Raw genomic sequence first — 15,536 nt, forward strand, 5'->3', positions numbered from 1 at the left:
CACCCGCTCGATAGGCCTGTTCAGAATTGGATTAACCCAAACCCATGAGTAAACTCTGCTTTACCCCTTTAAATTTCGAGTGTTAACCTGCCTCTATTTATGAATACGTACCTATTTATGTTACTCTACCGACTCTTCATCAGGCTGGTAAGCAACACACATGAATTCACCAAAAAACACGGTTACATCCAAAGATGTCGCTAAGTTAGCAGGCGTTTCTCAGTCCACGGTTTCCCGGGTATTTATACCGGGCAGCTCTGTATCCGAAAAAACCAAGCAGAAAGTGTTTGAGGCCGCAAAAGCTCTCAACTATCGGCCCAACGCCTTTGCGCGCAGCCTGACCACCAACGAATCCAGACTCATTGGTCTGGTTTTTCCGGATGCCGACTACCCTATTCATATGAAAACCCTGCAGCTGATTTCCAGTGAATTACAGAAACAGGGCTACTCGACGGTCTTAATCCCCTGGCAGGTTGACGAAAAAGACAATCACTCAATTCCGAACATCTTCCAGTACCGGGTTGATGGTGTGATTGCCGCTTCGGCCACCTTTAATAAGACCCTGTATGAAGAATGTGAAGAGTTCAATATTCCGGTAGTGCAATACGCGCGGGTGGTGGAAGGAACCAGAAGCAGCTATGTCATCAGCGACAACTATGAGGCAGGGCAACAAGCCGCCCAGCTCTTGCACAAAACCGGCGTTACGTCGGCCGTGTACCTGACCGGTGAAGTGCCAACATTTACTAACGTTGAACGAAAAAATGGCTTTATTGCTGAATTTGAAGAGCTAGCCGGGCAGACACCAAGAGTGGTTGAGGCGTCCTACGATTACACCAGCTCGCTGGATACCATCCGCGAGCTGTTACAAACATCACAGCGACCAGAGGCCGTGTTCTGTGCCACCGATAACCTTGCGATGGCTGTAATGGATGTTGCCCGCTTGGAATGTGGATTAGACATTCCTGACGATTTGCAGGTGATCGGGTTCGACAATATTCCGCAAACCGAATGGCTGAGCTACCAGCTAACAACGTTCCGTCAGGACTTTAAACGTCTGGCGCGCGAGTCGGTCAAAATCATCGTGGATCAAATCTGCAATCAGAACAGCAGCCTGGTCAAGATGATGGTCCCGGTCAAACTGATTGAACGTAAGACCACGAAGGTCTGATCACAGTCTTTCCTGGCGAACTACCAGATTTTCAGCCTGTCTGACGGCGGTAAGTACATGCCGTCGCCGGGGCTGATCTGGTAGGTATCATGGAACGCATCCAGATGGGGGAATATGCCGTTCACCCGGTATTTCCCCGGCGGATGCCCATCGATTTCCAGAAACTTCAGCAACGTAGCCTCGCGAAGATGGCTACGCCATACTTTCGCGGCCTGCTCAAAGAAATCACGGTTGGCTTTTTCTATCTGCAGTTTGAGCTCATTTTCATTGGCACTTCCCGCCGCTTTCACCATGCGAAGGTTGGCACGATGAGCAATATGCAAGCCGTTCAGATCCCCCAGAATTTCCCCCAGTTCCAGCTCACCGTTGAGGTAATGTCCCGGCAAAATCTCATACGCATTGGCCTGTGTCACCGCCCTTTTCGCTACCGCGTTAAATTTTTTTCTGTCCTCTGGTGTCCACCAGTTTCTCAAATTTCCCTCGGCGTCATACTGGCTGCCTTGGTCATCAAAACCGTGGCCGATTTCGTGACCGATAATAAAACCTATGCCTCCCATCTGAGCCGCATCGCTCCAGGACGCATCAAAGAACGGTGGCTGCAAAATCGCCGCCATTAGCATGAATTTGTTCGCTGAAGGCTGGTAGTAAGCATTTACCATGGTTGGGGCCTGAAGCCATTCATCCGGGTCGACAGGTTTGTTCAGCTTGGCCACCATTTCCTCATGGTCAAACAACGCAATCCGTCGTGTGTTGCCAATCAGATCATCCGGGGTAATTGTCAGTGCGCTGTAGTCCTTCCAGGTTTTGGGATAACCAATATAAAACCGCATTGCCTCAAGCTTGGCGAGTGCCTGTACCTTGGTCGGCTCACTGAAGAAGGTTGAATCGGTTATCGCACTCCGGTATTCCTCTTTAATGGCCTGAATGATTTTCTGGATCTGGGCCAGTTCGTCATCACTGAAATGATGTTCGACATATACCCGGCCAACCAGCATGTCGGCTTTTTCTTCCAGGAAAAAAACCGAGCGAAGCCATTGCGGCATGTCTTTCCCTGCGATACCCATTTTCCGGCGATAAGCATTTACTTCATCCTGAAAAGCGCTCGACAGCAACGCGGCATGCTCAGCAATCAACCGCATTCGAAGGTAGTCCTGCCAGGTTTCGATTCTGGTGTTGGCAAACAGCGCATTGAGCGCGACAAGGTATGACGGTTGCTTGACGACCATGTCCAGTTCAGGCTCAAAACCCAGAACCGACAGCATATCTTTCACCGGGAAATGGGGCAGAGTTTGTTGAAGTTTAGCAGTATCAAACAGGTTATAAGTTTTCTGAGGGTCCCGGTTCTGAGCAGGAGTCCATTGAATCTGCGCCAGCTTCTGTTCCAGATTGATTACCCGTAATGCCCTTTCCTTGCCGTCATTAAAACCCGCCAGAGTTAACATGTTTGAGATGTGCTCCTGATACAACGCCCGAATCTTCTGTGAGCGATCATCGTCGCCTACCAGCACGGCCTGCGTCTGGCCCAGACCGTACTGCACCACGGTGGCAATGTAACGAGAGGAATTTTTAGCATCATTGGTCACGCCAATAATCAACGGGCCACCCACTCCTAATTTTTCCAGTTCGGCGAAGGCTCTGGCTATGCATGAGTGATCCTTACAGTTATCGATCATCTCGAGCTCCGTAGTGAGCGGACGGATCCCCAACTTATCGCGCTGTTCGATATCGTTGTAAGAAAGGTATAAGTCCAGCAACTGCTTCTCGTACGGCGCTAACGGAGACGTTGCCTTACGCAACGTTTCCAGCGTATCCCATACCTGCTTGTTCACATTCAGAGTTACTTGCGTAAAGTTGTCGATGCCCGGTAAATCCTCCGGAATAGGCGTCTTTTCCAGCCAGTCGGCATTTACATATGTGTAGAAGTCATCCTGTGGCCGAGGCTGAGTCGCCGCCGTTGCAAAAGGAACAGATAACGTCATTAGCAGCCAAATTGATACAAACAACCACAGCAGACTGCAAACCGATTCAAAAACAGATTTCACATGCATGATTACGCCCTCTGAAGGCAGGCTACGCCATATCAATACCGTATAGTTTAGGGTAGTTGGTGAGGGTTGGTTTTGGGGAGAGTTGACTTCTGGGAAGAGTTAGGGGCTAGATAGAAGAAGGGGAAATTGGTATTGGACCATTTATGAGTTAGGGAGTTAACTGGGTTTACAGGTTACCGATCGTTTCAGTGTATGCATCACTGCCGGTAGATAATTGATTTGATTTAAATGAAAGGTATGCTGAGTTAAATGATTTTCGATTAGCTCTATACCAAGCCATATAAACATAGTTATATGGCTTGGATTTCATTACTGTTCGGACAACTGATTAAGAAGAATGTTGGGGGTTAATATCTGAGGCAGAATCTCTGGAACGTCTGACCCTTTTCGATACCATAAATAAAGTGGTACACCCGAGCGTTTATGCTTTGTCAGGAATTGAGTGATCACACTGTCACCATTGGTCCAGTCGCCGACCATGGATACCACACCCTGTTGATTAAACACCTCTTTCACGCTGTCTCGTTCTATCGAGGTGCTTTCATTCACTTTGCAAGTCAAACACCAATCCGCCGTGAAGTACAAAAACACATCGTGCTCAGTTTTCAACTCATCCAATTTTGCTTGATCGAACTGCAAAGCATTGGGCTCGATTTGAGATGGCTGTGCCAATGCATCTGAATCCCACGAGACCATCACTAACAGAGGTAACAGGCTCAACACAATGGCTGGCCACCAACGCATCTTGCGTTGTGAGACTTGCCATAAACCGGTTAGCCACAAGCCAAATGTTGACAGCATGGTCGCCGAAATGACCAACAGTGTGAAATCGCTGCTGGCCTGACGCATCAATATCCATAACAGCCCCAGCACAGTGATAAACATTGGCAGTGCCAGGATGCGTCTTGCGGTGACCATCCACGCTCCCGGTTTTGGCAGCACCGTCCGCAACCTCGGGATAAAGCTCACCAACAAAAATGGCAACGCCATGCCAAAACCTAACCCGGCAAAGATCATAAATGCGCTAACAACCGGTAACACTAATGCTGCGCCTAATGCTGTCGCCATAAATGGACCGGTACATGGAGTCGCGATAAACGCGGCAAGTACACCTGTCCAAAAATCCCCTTTTGGCCCTTTAGATTCTTGTAAGCTCGAACCAGACGTTATTGTCCCAAGCTCATACAACCCCGCCAGGTTAAAACCGATCGCATTCATCAAGATAATCAACGTCGCGATGACAACTGGGCTTTGCAGTTGAAACGCCCACCCCACCTGATGACCCAGCGCTCTTAACGCAAGAATGATACCTCCCAGCACCACACACACTAAGACAGCACCGAACGTGTAGGCTAGAGCACCGGTTCTGGCTTCTTTTTCAGAGCCTTGATGCGCAATGCTTAAAATTTTCAGGCTCAAGATGGGAAACACACACGGCATGATGTTGAGCAATAGGCCACCCGCAATTGCTCCCAGAAACGCGATGATAGAGAGAACGATGTCGTTATCCATCCATGAATCCGGCTGACCGGACAACGAACTTGAAGCATCGATGCGCTCTGCCTGAAATCGCAACGAAGTCCCATTATTGAGCTCGAGGACGCCTTCAAATAAGTCGCCATCCAAGTCGCCTTTCGTCGTAGTCATCGTGAGGCGATCATCTTTTAAAGTAAATTGTTGAGCGGCGCTGTTAGACATTAAATCGTTGATGACGGGATAAACGTGCGCGTTCTTAATATCGACGTTCTTAATATCGACAGAGCTGGGCAATGGCAAACGTAGCGTAAACGTCTCGTCGCTGGTGTAAAACTGCCCGGTTTCGTTGATGGGTTTAGGGATTAATGCCTGCCACTGGTTAAACCGATTTTGCAGAGCGCTATCTTTTGCACCGTCACCAACCGTCAACGTCGTACTCAATGACTGACTTTCCGGTAAGCAACTTTCTGGGTTGCACACCAAGTAATTGAGTTCGAGAACTAAGTCGACAGACTCACCGTCTTGATAATCTTTGCTGATCGTCAAAGGGGCTAACAGCACATATTCGCCGTGGTATATATAGTTCATTAAACCACTGGTGAGCAGTTGGCTCGGTGCAGGGTATGCAAAATCGCCAACAGTCACACCTTCAGGTAAAGACCATTTGAAATGATTGGCAAACCCAGCATCACCTGGGTTTTTCCAATACCCATGCCAGCCTTCTTGAGGCGTCATTTTTAACGCTAGCGTTTGTGTTTGACCAACAGACGGATGTTCAAGCTCTGGAATAATCGAAACAGACAGTAAATTGTTCGGGTAATCATATTGATTACTCAGCGCTTGAAATGAAACAATCATACAAGCGATAAGAGTCATTATGCGGACGAAAATAGCGACGCACTTCATGGCTTTCATCTCTAACAGTTAAAACGATGGCTGTTAATATTCATTTGAAATTAAAATAACAGCCATTGTTGGACTTTTATATCCTATAATTTCACAGTGATGCTAAAACATTATCAAATTCACTATCCTGTACAGATACTTTCGATTCAATGCGTCCATTCTTATCAATTAAAATAATCGTTGGGATTTGATTGACATCAAACTTTTCAAATAGCTTTCCATTACCATCAAATACAATCGGTAGACTGGTTCCATAACTCTTTTTATATTCGTGAAGTTCAGCAACTGAGGACCAAACATTGGTGGAGATAGAGACCCATTTCATATCTTCTGATTGAGATTTCACTTCGAGAAGTTCGCGCACTTTAGTACACGCCTTTGAAGACTCCGGTGCCGTCTCTTCCAAATACCATTCGCACCAAGGGCCAAAAAATACCAGTCCGACTTTGTCGCTATTTTTATGACCAAATTTTACTTCAAGGCTTTTGTCATTGATCGTGGTGAAATCTAAACCTTGCAACGTATCGCCGACTTGATACGCACGTGTAGTCGGCTCAGACGAGCTAGCGTAGGTCACCTTGTCAACGGAGGGTTGTTTAATGGCACGCTCAAGTTGATGATGAAAATCTTCGTCATCGACATGGCCAAAGTATGAAAACAAGCCTTGTTTATCAATCAACACATGTTGTGGGGTAACCCTTAATTGAAACGCACGAGCGAGTGTTCCATCATCAATCACTGTCGGCATCGTCAGTCCCATTTTTGCCATAAACGGCTTCACAGACTTTACGCTGTCATTAATACCAGTGTTCACGGATATCACTTCTATTTGATCATGGTATTGCTGGTATATTGCTTCGAACCCAGGCATTTGCTCACGACAAGGTATACACCATGTCGCCCAGAATTTGATATAGACAGGTTTATTTCCATACACTTCGCTCAAGTCTATGACGGTGCCGTCAATGGTGGTGATTTTCATATCCGGCGCTGGTTTCCCAACCAAAAGCTCGCCCGCCGATTTAGCGCGACGTTCACCGTCGGCTGAGTAGTCCATTTCTTCCGCATGAGCTTGCTGATATAAGGGAGTGAGGAATAATACTGTCGTAAATAAGAACTTTAAATATTTTTTGTACATAGGCTTCATATTGAGCATCCTATTTGAAGTGACTATAAAGGTTTAAGTAAGGAAATTTATAATAATTTGGTTTTGATGAAGTTTTCTTCTAGATGTGCCAATAGTTTTTGACGAATTAATTTAATATTATTTTCGATGACATCATGAGAAGAAACGGTACTTTCAATAGCGAAAAAACTGACACTGTTTATGCCAATCGTGCTGAGTACTTCTTTCATATATGGTGTAAAAAAGTCGGGTTGATACGCATCATTTCCTGAAAACTTCCCACCGGAAGAAATAAGCACATACACCGGTTTATCGTCTAATAATCCCCGTTTCCCGGTTGGCGTTATTGCGAACGTCTTTTGGGCTCGAACAACATGATCCACCCAACTTTTTAATCCGGAAGGCAACGAGAAGTTATGCATCGGAGACATCACGATCACCATGTCGGCTTCGACTAAATCGTCGATAAGTCGATTCGACAACGCGAGACTGCCCTTCGACTCATCATAATCTTGTTCAGTACTCGCCACGGAGATTGAATATTCGCTATCCACCTGTGGAAGTACCGTCACGTTTTCTTCCGTCACGCTCACAGGCGTGAGCATCGACACACGTTTAAGCAGGGCTTGCGCAAGGAAATATGTCGAGGACGCTTGTTGCCTCGAACTACTGTTGATCAATAGTATTTTCATATTATCTCCAAATCTTCGATCGTCACACCGTATTGGTAGTGATGTTACAAACTAATATGGCTTACAATAAGAGCCATAAGTTTAAGATTTTTATGGACCATGATTGGACATGCAAAAAGGCCAGAACAAACTGTTTGCCTATAAACTGGTTTACAAGCGTATTCACACCGCGATTTTAGAAGGCGTGCTCAAACCCGGTGAACGTATTCCATCCGCACGTGCCCTCGCCAAAGAAATGGGGCTATCACGTGGCAGCGTGGAAGAAGGCTACGCTCTTCTGAAATCCGAAGGTTTTATTGAAGCAAAAGGACAAGCTGGTACGAGAGTCAGCCAAAACCTTATTGAGCAACCGAAACCTTCTTTGAACGACGTGACCGTTCGTCAGCCCGGCTTTACCACCGATCTTCAAACAACAGATATCCTCCCTTTCCAACTTGGGATCCCTGCACTGGATGCTTTCCCCTTTAAAACTTGGGCAAGGATGGCGGCCAGAAACGCGCGCAATACCGCGATAGATAACCTGACGTATCCTTCTGTTTATGGCTTGCCAGAACTGAGATTGGCGATTGCCCAATATTTAAACTTGTATCGCGGGGTGCAGTGCCAACCGACGCAGGTATTCATTACTTCCGGCTATGTAAACTCCATAAAGTGGATCACCAAGGCATTGCTCTCTCCTGATGACAAAGTGGGTGTCGAAGACCCAGGTTATCCTCTCACCAAGTTGATCTTGGAGAATGAACGCCTGACTCCTGCTTTTGTGCCTGTCGACGGCAGTGGCGTAACAATTCCTAAAGATCGCGAGATTAAGGCTCTCGTTGTTACCCCTGCACATCAAAGCCCAACTTGCGTTTCTCTATCACTGCAAAGACGTCAGATGTTATTGGATTGGGCCGCTGGCAATGACAGTTGGATTATTGAAGATGACTATGACGGCGAGTACCGACACACGGGCTTACCGCTACCTGCTCTAAAGAGCTTAGATACTCAAGACCGCGTCATATATTCTGGTACTTTCAGCAAAGTTCTTTTCCCTAACCTCAGAACGGCTTACATTGTGGTTCCGCAAAACTTGGTGAGTCGTTTTGAACAACTCTCCGATTTGTATGCAGGCAATGTCGCCGGATTAACCCAACTCTGTATTTTCAACTTCATGCAAGAGGGACATTTCACCCGTCATATTCAGCGGATGCGCAAGCTATATCGCAAACGCAGAGAGTTCGCGGCTAAATTGTTTGCTCAATATTTGGGAGATAACGTCTCCATTGAGCCTCAACCTGGCGGGATGCACATGATATTAAAATTCAACGATCCCAGCTGTAATGACGTTGAGATTGCGAACAAGCTCTTACATGAAGGGCTCTATTCTCAAGCTCTGTCTCAGTGGTCTTTAAAGAAAACTCATCCAGGTTTGATTCTCAGTTTCACCAATATCAAAACAGAAGAAGAATGCACAGCGTTGATATTAAGACTAAAAGCACTGCTTTAAACCTCAATTTATAACGCGTTAAACATACACAGACAACGCGAGTAAACGGCGTTTTGTCTGTGCAGTTTAAAGTGCAATGACGTGACTTATACCCACGGAGCAAGCGGATCGGCTTGTTCCATGATTAAGTCCAGTTCCGCTTTCGGTGGGTAGATAAGTTCGTTGGTGATGGCTATTTTGATCTTCTTAGCGTCTTCTTTGACTGATTTGACTTTCTGATCCCAGCCCTCGGTAAACACCGCGCCCCATGAACCAAGATCTAAACAAGTCACATAGTTTTCTTGTTTGTATGGCAAGTAGTCACAATCTAATAGACTCGCGGCGACATTATGCCCAGCGAACTTACCCATTAAAATCGCATGCTGGCAGCTCATCAGTGCATGATTGCCTTTATCATCCGTTGCTGCATAAGCCACATCACCGGTTGCGAATATGTTCGACTGATCGATCACCTTCAATGAAGACTCAACATGCAGCCTGCCCTGCGGACCTTGCTGTTTTGCGAACACGTTCGTCAGATCATTCGCTTTGACGCCAGCCGTCCAGATGACGGTATCGGATTGAATTTCTTCGCCAGAACAGAGCCGTAAACCGTGTGCGGTGATTTCTTCAATCTGCGCATTGAGTATCCATTCAATCTCAAGATCGTCCGTCGCTTGCTTGATGACATCCTGAAGTTCTTGGCTGTAATTCGTACCAATTTGGCCATTACGTTCAATGATAATGACTCGAACAGGCTCGCTCTCACCCAACAGAGCTTTGAGTCTGGCAGGCAGTTCCGTCGCAATTTCAATGCCTGTGAATCCGCCACCACAAACTACAACGGTATTGCGAGCCTGAGATGACGGCTTGCTTGCCAGGCCATTGAGATGCTGCTCAAGCACCGCGGCGGTATCTATTTGGTCAAGATCAAAAGCATGCTCTGCAATACCTTTCACCATATCTCGGCGCAGGTTTGAACCTGCCGCTAATACCAGCCTGTCGTAGTGCTTGGTTACTAAGTTTTGGTTTTCATCAACATAAACAACGAGCTGTTTGTCCGACTCGATGTGGGTGACATTCCCTGTAATAAATTTCACCCCCATAGCCTCAAAAACAGGCATCAACGGAGACACCAGTGTCTGTACTTTCGACTCATAAAAGCGTGGGCGAACACGTAGTTCTGCAACCGGCGCGATGACAACAACACTGATGTCATCCGCTTTTTTTAGCTTTGCCAAACGTGCGGCACTCAACGCCGTCCACATCCCCGCAAAACCGGCACCGACAATCACTATTTCTTTGCTCATAAGAGATTCCTCGTTAATTGCTGACTCATCATTTTTTCGCAGCATACAAGAAAAAATAACTGCGACAACTTTGGTCGCAGTTTATTTTTGTAAGCGATTTCTTTATGCTTGTGGCAAGAGAGTGATTTAAACTCCCAAGTAATTAGAAACAGAGGGTAACTCATGGCTTTTTACAGCTCGGGCGTTGAGTACGGGATTCACTGCTTGGTGAATATGGTTGATGAAGATGGTGCTCCTAGAGAGATGTCAGTTCGAGAGGCGGCGAACTTACAGGGCGTACCTTATGATTATTTGGGTAAAATATTTACTAAGTTCTCAAAAGCCGGGTTAGTCGAAAGTTCGGAAGGCCGTAAAGGCGGCTACAAGCTTGCCAAATCGCCTGCGGATATCAGCGTTCTTGATATCGTGATAGCGATAGATGGTGAAAAATCTATTTTTGACTGTAAAGAAATCCGGCAACGGATGAATATCTTCACTGATGACGTACCCAAATGGGCATGCGAAGGGATGTGCGGTATTCACGCACTAATGAGAAAAGCTCAGAACCAGATGCAACAAGTCTTGGCTGAACAGTCAATTTTAATGCTTTCGAAACAAATGTATGCAAAAGCCCACACTACTTATGCTTTAGAAATTAAAGATTGGATCGGTTCGACTAGAAATTCAGAGCATAAAGCATAGCGATTACCCTTCCTTTAATAGGTTTCGGTCTCATCAAATCGTCGAGTAAGTCGGAACTCATCGTCTTTTATTCGCCAATCTATTGATTCAATTACCACTAGATTGGCAAAACAAATGACGATCTTTTTGCATCCACATACTGAATCGCAACTTATTCGCTAGACACGATAATCCAAGTCAAAACGAAACTGTAGATTCTGTTACGAGCAATGATTCTACCTTGCCTTGGGACATTTTCGGGTCAATAGCTATCACTTTCAGCAAAAGGAAAGACTAGCTGAGTCTGAACAACAACCACGAAAGCATAAGTCCAACACAAAAAAGCCCCGTCATTCCTGACGAGGCTTCGTTGTCGTGACGTGGCGGAACGACCGGGCTGGCGCTCCAGCGGGACTCATTTGCCCGCAGGAAACCCAACACAAACAAAAAAGCCCCGTCATTTCTGACGAGGCTTCGTTGTCGTGGCGGAACGGCCGGGCTGGTGCTCCAGCGGGACTCACTTGTCCGCAGGGCAAACCTAAAACCCAACACAAACAAAAAAGCCCCGTCATTTCTGACGAGGCTTCGTTGTCGTGGCGGAACGGCCGGGCTAGCGCTCCAGCGGGACTCATTTGTCCGCAGGGCAAACCTAAACCCAACACAAACAAAAAAGCCCATCATTTCTGACGAGGCTTCGTTGTCGTGGCGGAGCGGCCGGGCTGGCGCTCCAGCGGGACTCATTTGCCCGCAGGGCAAACCTAAACTCAACACAAGCAAAAAAGCCCATCATTTCTGACGAGGCTTCGTTGTCGTAGCGGAACGGCAGGGCTGGCGCTCCAGCGGGACTCACTTGTCCGCAGGGCAAACCTAAACTCAACACAAACAAAAAAGCCCCGTCATTTCTGACGAGGCTTCGTTGTAGTGGCGGAGCGGACGGGACTCGAACCCGCGACCCCCGGCGTGACAGGCCGGTATTCTAACCAACTGAACTACCGCTCCAATTCTTTATGAAATCCAGCTTGCGCCCAATTTCCAGAATGTGGCGGAGAGATAGGGATTTGAACCCTAGATACGCTATTAACGTATGCCGGTTTTCAAGACCGGTGCTTTCAACCACTCAGCCATCTCTCCGTAAGTGCGGCGAATAGTACGGGGTTCCCTGATGGCTGTAAAGCTTTAAAATCAGGAAATTGACCGACCGCTCACTAAAGCATCAAAATCGGCATATTTTCACTAAAAATACGCCTTTACTGAAGAAATCTGGCTGTAAGGTCAGAAAAGATCGTTTTTGCATCGTCCTCGATAATATCGCCGTGGGTCACGACAATACGTTCAAAATCCCATTGCCGGATGTGATCGATAAAACGGGCGAACGCTTGTTTGTCTTTAATGGTGAGCCCCATTTTCAGCGGCGGTGCAACACAACAGCCTTTAAAACCTATGGGCTCAAACACATACTTGGTTAACAATCCCGCCATGCCTTCGGGTTCCTGTTCAGGGTAGTTCTGGATCATGTCGGTAACGATGAGCGAGCGGGAGGGCTGATGAAAAAAGACGGTTTCGTTGAAAAGCGGGACATGTGGCATGGTTTCCCAGAGTAAGTCCTCTTTCCAGACGTTTTCCATCCCCTTCTGGAGGATATGGTAGTTTGACAGCGGCACCTTACGCGGTATGCCTGCACTGACATAGGCATCGGCGTCAGGGTAGGCTTCGCACCACTCTTGCAACCACTTGCTGTGAGCGTTATTAGCCGCGACGATGTATTTGACCTGACCAATGCCGTCGACCTGATGCTTCAGATGATCGGACATGGCTGTTGGTGAATGTACCCATACCGCCCCGTCGGCCAGCCGGATAATGGTCATTCGCAATCCCAAGCGGGTGCCCATCATCGACATCGAATCTTCGTGTACCCAAAGGTTTTCCCCAATCTGACGCATCCTGACCTCGCTTCTTGATGACCTGACGATAAATGTATATTGCCAGAGGTCATCAAAGATACCTGCCGACCCGATCACATTGCGTGCTACATCCCTGAAGTGACGAAATTTTTCGCCACTTCAGGAACCGTTACCGCAGGAACCATTCAGCATGAGTGTACAATCAGCGCACACTTAGTGCTTAATCACCGTGCCACCAGCACCGAGCAAGGAGCATGTCGCACAACCCGGGCAGCATTGGAGCCAAGCAGGTAAGAGCGAAACTTCGGCTTGGCTGATGCCATCACAATCGCATCCACCTTGCTTTCCCGTGCCTGCGCGACGATTTCATCAGCTACCACTCCGTTGCGGATCACGCATCGCCCACGATGGGGCTCAGGCACCAGGTTGGTCAGCATCAGTTGCAACGCCTCGCGGTGAGTTTTGGCATACCCGCCAAACGTGTCGCTGGACACGGTCGGCACCATGCTGTGATGGGCACGAGCATCTTCCACATACAGCATGTCGATTTTGCCGTCGTCATCAAGCAACCTCAGCGCCATGGCCAGCTCCCGCTCCACCACGGCGGAAAAGGCCAAATCAACCGGGATCAGGATGTATTTCAGTCTCATCAGTTTTCTCCCATTAATGTATTCGGCAGCCACAACACCACTTCAGGGAACAGCATGCACAGAATCAGCACACACAGTTTCAGCAGAATAAATGGGGTAATCGAGCGGTAGATATCCATCATGGTGACTCCCGGCGGCGCAATGCCTTTGAGGTAGAACAAGGCAAAGCCGTATGGCGGTGTCTGCACGGCGATTTCAATGTTCAGAATCATCAGAATACCGAACCAGATCGGGTCATAACCCAACGACACGGCGATTGGCGTAAACAGCGGCGCGCACATCAGGACGATGATCATCTCGTCGATGATAAAGCCCAGCAGCAGCATGACCACCTGAAGCAAGATGATGACAGCGATTGGCGGCAGCCCGAGATCGTGGGTAAAGTCGGCCACCATGTTCTGCACCCCACTGAGCATATGGAAGTTACTGAACAATGATGCCCCGAGAATAATCCACATCGACACGCTCACCAGCATGGCGGTTTCAAACCCGGAGGTTTTGAACATTTCCAGCCGGAATCGCTTAAAGGCAATGGCCAGCAGAATCGCCCCGAAGACACCAATGGCACCGGATTCCGTCGGTGTGGCAATCCCAGTAATGATGCTTCCCAGCACCGCGACAATCAGCAGCAGCGAGAAAAAACCGTCCCGCGCCGTGCGAACCTTCTGTTTACGGGTCATCTTCGCTTCGCTGCCGGTATCCAGCGGAGCTTTGGCCGGATTGAGCTTACAGCTGATAATCACGTAAGCCACCATCAGGACGATGGAGATCAGCGCCGGCACAATGGCCGCGATAAACATCCGCCCGACCGAGTTCTGGGTAGTGGCGGAGTACATGATCATCGGAATACTCGGCGGGATCAGAATCCCCAGGCCGCCGCCAGCCATGATCACGCCCAGCGCCAGACGCTTGTCGTAGCCACGTTCCAGCATCGGTTTGAGTGCGATACTGCCGGATGTCATGATACCGGCACCGATAATCCCCACCATGGCTCCAATCATGGAGCACACGCCGATAACACTGATCGCCAGCGAACCACGTACACGGCCGATCAGCATCTGGCTGGCATTGAACATGGCATCCCCAATCCCCGAACGGGTCAACAGTTGTCCCATGTAGATATACAGCGGAATCGCCAGCAGGATAAAGCTGAAGTAACTGCTTTCAATGGTGGTCGGGATCAGGTTGAAAATTCCCTCTCCCCAGGTCAGGTAACCAATGCCCATGGCGATCCCGCCCAGTGCCAGACCAACCGGAGCCCCCAGCGCAAAGCTGGCCAGAATACAGCCAATCAAAATCAGCGTCAGAACTTCAATGCTCATGCATCCTCCATCTTGGCTGATTGATATGTGGCAGCCGTTTCCGTATGTGAGTTGTCGCTCGGGCCTGCCGCTTTACGCTGACTTGCCTGATGATTTTCCGTATTCTCAAGGGCCTGCGGATGAATAACCGGCGCTTGCTCAGCGTCATTATGGGTCGCTTTGTCGACGATCAGGGGTTTGCCGGTGAGCAGATAGCAGACATCCTGAATCCAGTCGCTGGTGAGCTGCATAATGAAGATTGCGCTGGCTCCCATCATCATCACCCAGAAGTGAGCCATGGTAGGCGCCCACTCAGACTGACGGCGATAATTGAACTCAATCGCTTCCTCAAATTTGCCGAAGCTCATTTGTAAAATGACGGCCAGAAAAAAGATGGCCAGCGAATAGGAAAACAGGTTGAACAACGACTTCATGCGCGCCGATACCGTCAGGTACAGCACGTCCACATTGATATGGGCTTTTTTCTGCTGGGCCAGTGCGCCGCCGAGCGCTGCCACATAACCGAACAGGAACAGGGACACATCGTAGGCCCAGATTGTCGGGCTCCCCAGCACATAGCGGGAGAACACCTCAAACACCACCGTTGCCGCCAGCAGCGGCATCAGCAACGATGCCGTCCAGCCAACGCCGTAGACCAGACCATTCACACCGCGGCAATAAGCCGCCAATGTCATCCTTAACATTACTTCCTCCCCTTTAGCGCGTTCCCGGGCTTCATCTCATCAAGTCCGCGTCTAAAAGTACGCCTGAAAATTTCACGCAAATAAAACAGTGACGAGGGGCCGATCAGCCCCTCGCGATTTCCTTGT

At 48.3% G+C, this 15,536-nt stretch carries 12 protein-coding genes and 2 tRNA genes; 3 read left to right on the plus strand and 11 right to left on the minus strand.

The window, feature by feature from the left end; all coding sequences use genetic code 11:
• Positions 1-160 precede the first annotated feature (160 nt).
• Entirely contained in the window at positions 161-1,168 is a 1,008-nt protein-coding gene (locus PGW97_RS23405) for a LacI family DNA-binding transcriptional regulator (protein ID WP_047886299.1), read from the plus strand.
• Positions 1,169-1,188: 20 nt separating this feature from the next.
• Here the strand turns inward: PGW97_RS23405 and PGW97_RS23410 are convergent, their stop codons facing one another.
• From PGW97_RS23410 to PGW97_RS23425, 4 genes are all read right to left on the minus strand, one after another.
• Positions 1,189-3,147: a M13 family metallopeptidase gene (locus tag PGW97_RS23410; RefSeq protein ID WP_273859993.1), complete on the minus strand. Its 1,959-nt coding sequence runs from the start codon at positions 3,145-3,147 to the stop codon at positions 1,189-1,191.
• 378 nt (positions 3,148-3,525) lie between these two features.
• Complete coding sequence (locus tag PGW97_RS23415; RefSeq protein WP_273859994.1) at positions 3,526-5,607, minus strand: protein-disulfide reductase DsbD family protein; 2,082 nt, start codon at positions 5,605-5,607, stop codon at positions 3,526-3,528.
• An 82-nt stretch (positions 5,608-5,689) separates the two neighbouring features.
• Positions 5,690-6,745: a redoxin domain-containing protein gene (locus PGW97_RS23420; protein WP_273859995.1), complete on the minus strand. Its 1,056-nt coding sequence runs from the start codon at positions 6,743-6,745 to the stop codon at positions 5,690-5,692.
• Between the two features lie 47 nt (positions 6,746-6,792).
• Complete coding sequence (locus PGW97_RS23425) at positions 6,793-7,416, minus strand: FMN-dependent NADH-azoreductase (RefSeq protein ID WP_273859996.1); 624 nt, start codon at positions 7,414-7,416, stop codon at positions 6,793-6,795.
• Between the two features lie 109 nt (positions 7,417-7,525).
• Between PGW97_RS23425 and pdxR the strand changes: the two genes are divergently transcribed.
• Positions 7,526-8,905 carry a MocR-like pyridoxine biosynthesis transcription factor PdxR gene (gene pdxR / locus PGW97_RS23430; protein WP_273859997.1) on the plus strand — a complete coding sequence of 460 codons (1,380 nt, stop codon included), beginning with the start codon at positions 7,526-7,528 and terminating at the stop codon, positions 8,903-8,905.
• 86 nt (positions 8,906-8,991) lie between these two features.
• Here pdxR and PGW97_RS23435 read toward each other — a convergent pair whose 3' ends face one another.
• Positions 8,992-10,194: an NAD(P)/FAD-dependent oxidoreductase gene (locus PGW97_RS23435; protein ID WP_273859998.1), complete on the minus strand. Its 1,203-nt coding sequence runs from the start codon at positions 10,192-10,194 to the stop codon at positions 8,992-8,994.
• Between the two features lie 162 nt (positions 10,195-10,356).
• Here PGW97_RS23435 and PGW97_RS23440 point away from each other — a divergent pair, with 162 nt between their 5' ends.
• The gene (locus PGW97_RS23440) at positions 10,357-10,875 is read left to right on the plus strand and encodes an RrF2 family transcriptional regulator (protein ID WP_273859999.1); all 519 of its coding nucleotides are present in this window, start codon (positions 10,357-10,359) and stop codon (positions 10,873-10,875) included.
• A gap of 901 nt (positions 10,876-11,776) precedes the next feature.
• On the opposite strand, the gene PGW97_RS23445 is transcribed toward PGW97_RS23440, so the two are convergent.
• The 6 genes from PGW97_RS23445 to PGW97_RS23470 all read right to left on the minus strand — a co-directional run bounded on the left by PGW97_RS23445 (position 11,777) and on the right by PGW97_RS23470 (position 15,410).
• Positions 11,777-11,853 (minus strand) — tRNA-Asp (locus PGW97_RS23445).
• Between the two features lie 41 nt (positions 11,854-11,894).
• Positions 11,895-11,985, minus strand: a tRNA-Ser gene (locus tag PGW97_RS23450).
• A 116-nt stretch (positions 11,986-12,101) separates the two neighbouring features.
• Positions 12,102-12,794, minus strand: coding sequence for a DUF4336 domain-containing protein (locus tag PGW97_RS23455; protein ID WP_047885138.1), 693 nt, complete (start codon positions 12,792-12,794; stop codon positions 12,102-12,104).
• A 185-nt stretch (positions 12,795-12,979) separates the two neighbouring features.
• Positions 12,980-13,405 carry a universal stress protein gene (locus PGW97_RS23460; RefSeq protein ID WP_207103883.1) on the minus strand — a complete coding sequence of 142 codons (426 nt, stop codon included), beginning with the start codon at positions 13,403-13,405 and terminating at the stop codon, positions 12,980-12,982.
• Positions 13,405-14,727: a TRAP transporter large permease gene (locus tag PGW97_RS23465; RefSeq protein ID WP_047885136.1), complete on the minus strand. Its 1,323-nt coding sequence runs from the start codon at positions 14,725-14,727 to the stop codon at positions 13,405-13,407. The genes PGW97_RS23460 and PGW97_RS23465 overlap by 1 nt, the downstream gene beginning before the upstream one ends.
• Positions 14,724-15,410: a TRAP transporter small permease subunit gene (locus PGW97_RS23470; protein WP_273860000.1), complete on the minus strand. Its 687-nt coding sequence runs from the start codon at positions 15,408-15,410 to the stop codon at positions 14,724-14,726. Before PGW97_RS23470 ends, PGW97_RS23465 begins: the two co-directional genes overlap by 4 nt.
• Positions 15,411-15,536: the final 126 nt, after the last annotated feature.

Origin of the sequence: Photobacterium sp. GSS17 (assembly GCF_028621875.1) — a bacterium.
GTDB lineage: Bacteria > Pseudomonadota > Gammaproteobacteria > Enterobacterales > Vibrionaceae > Photobacterium > Photobacterium ganghwense.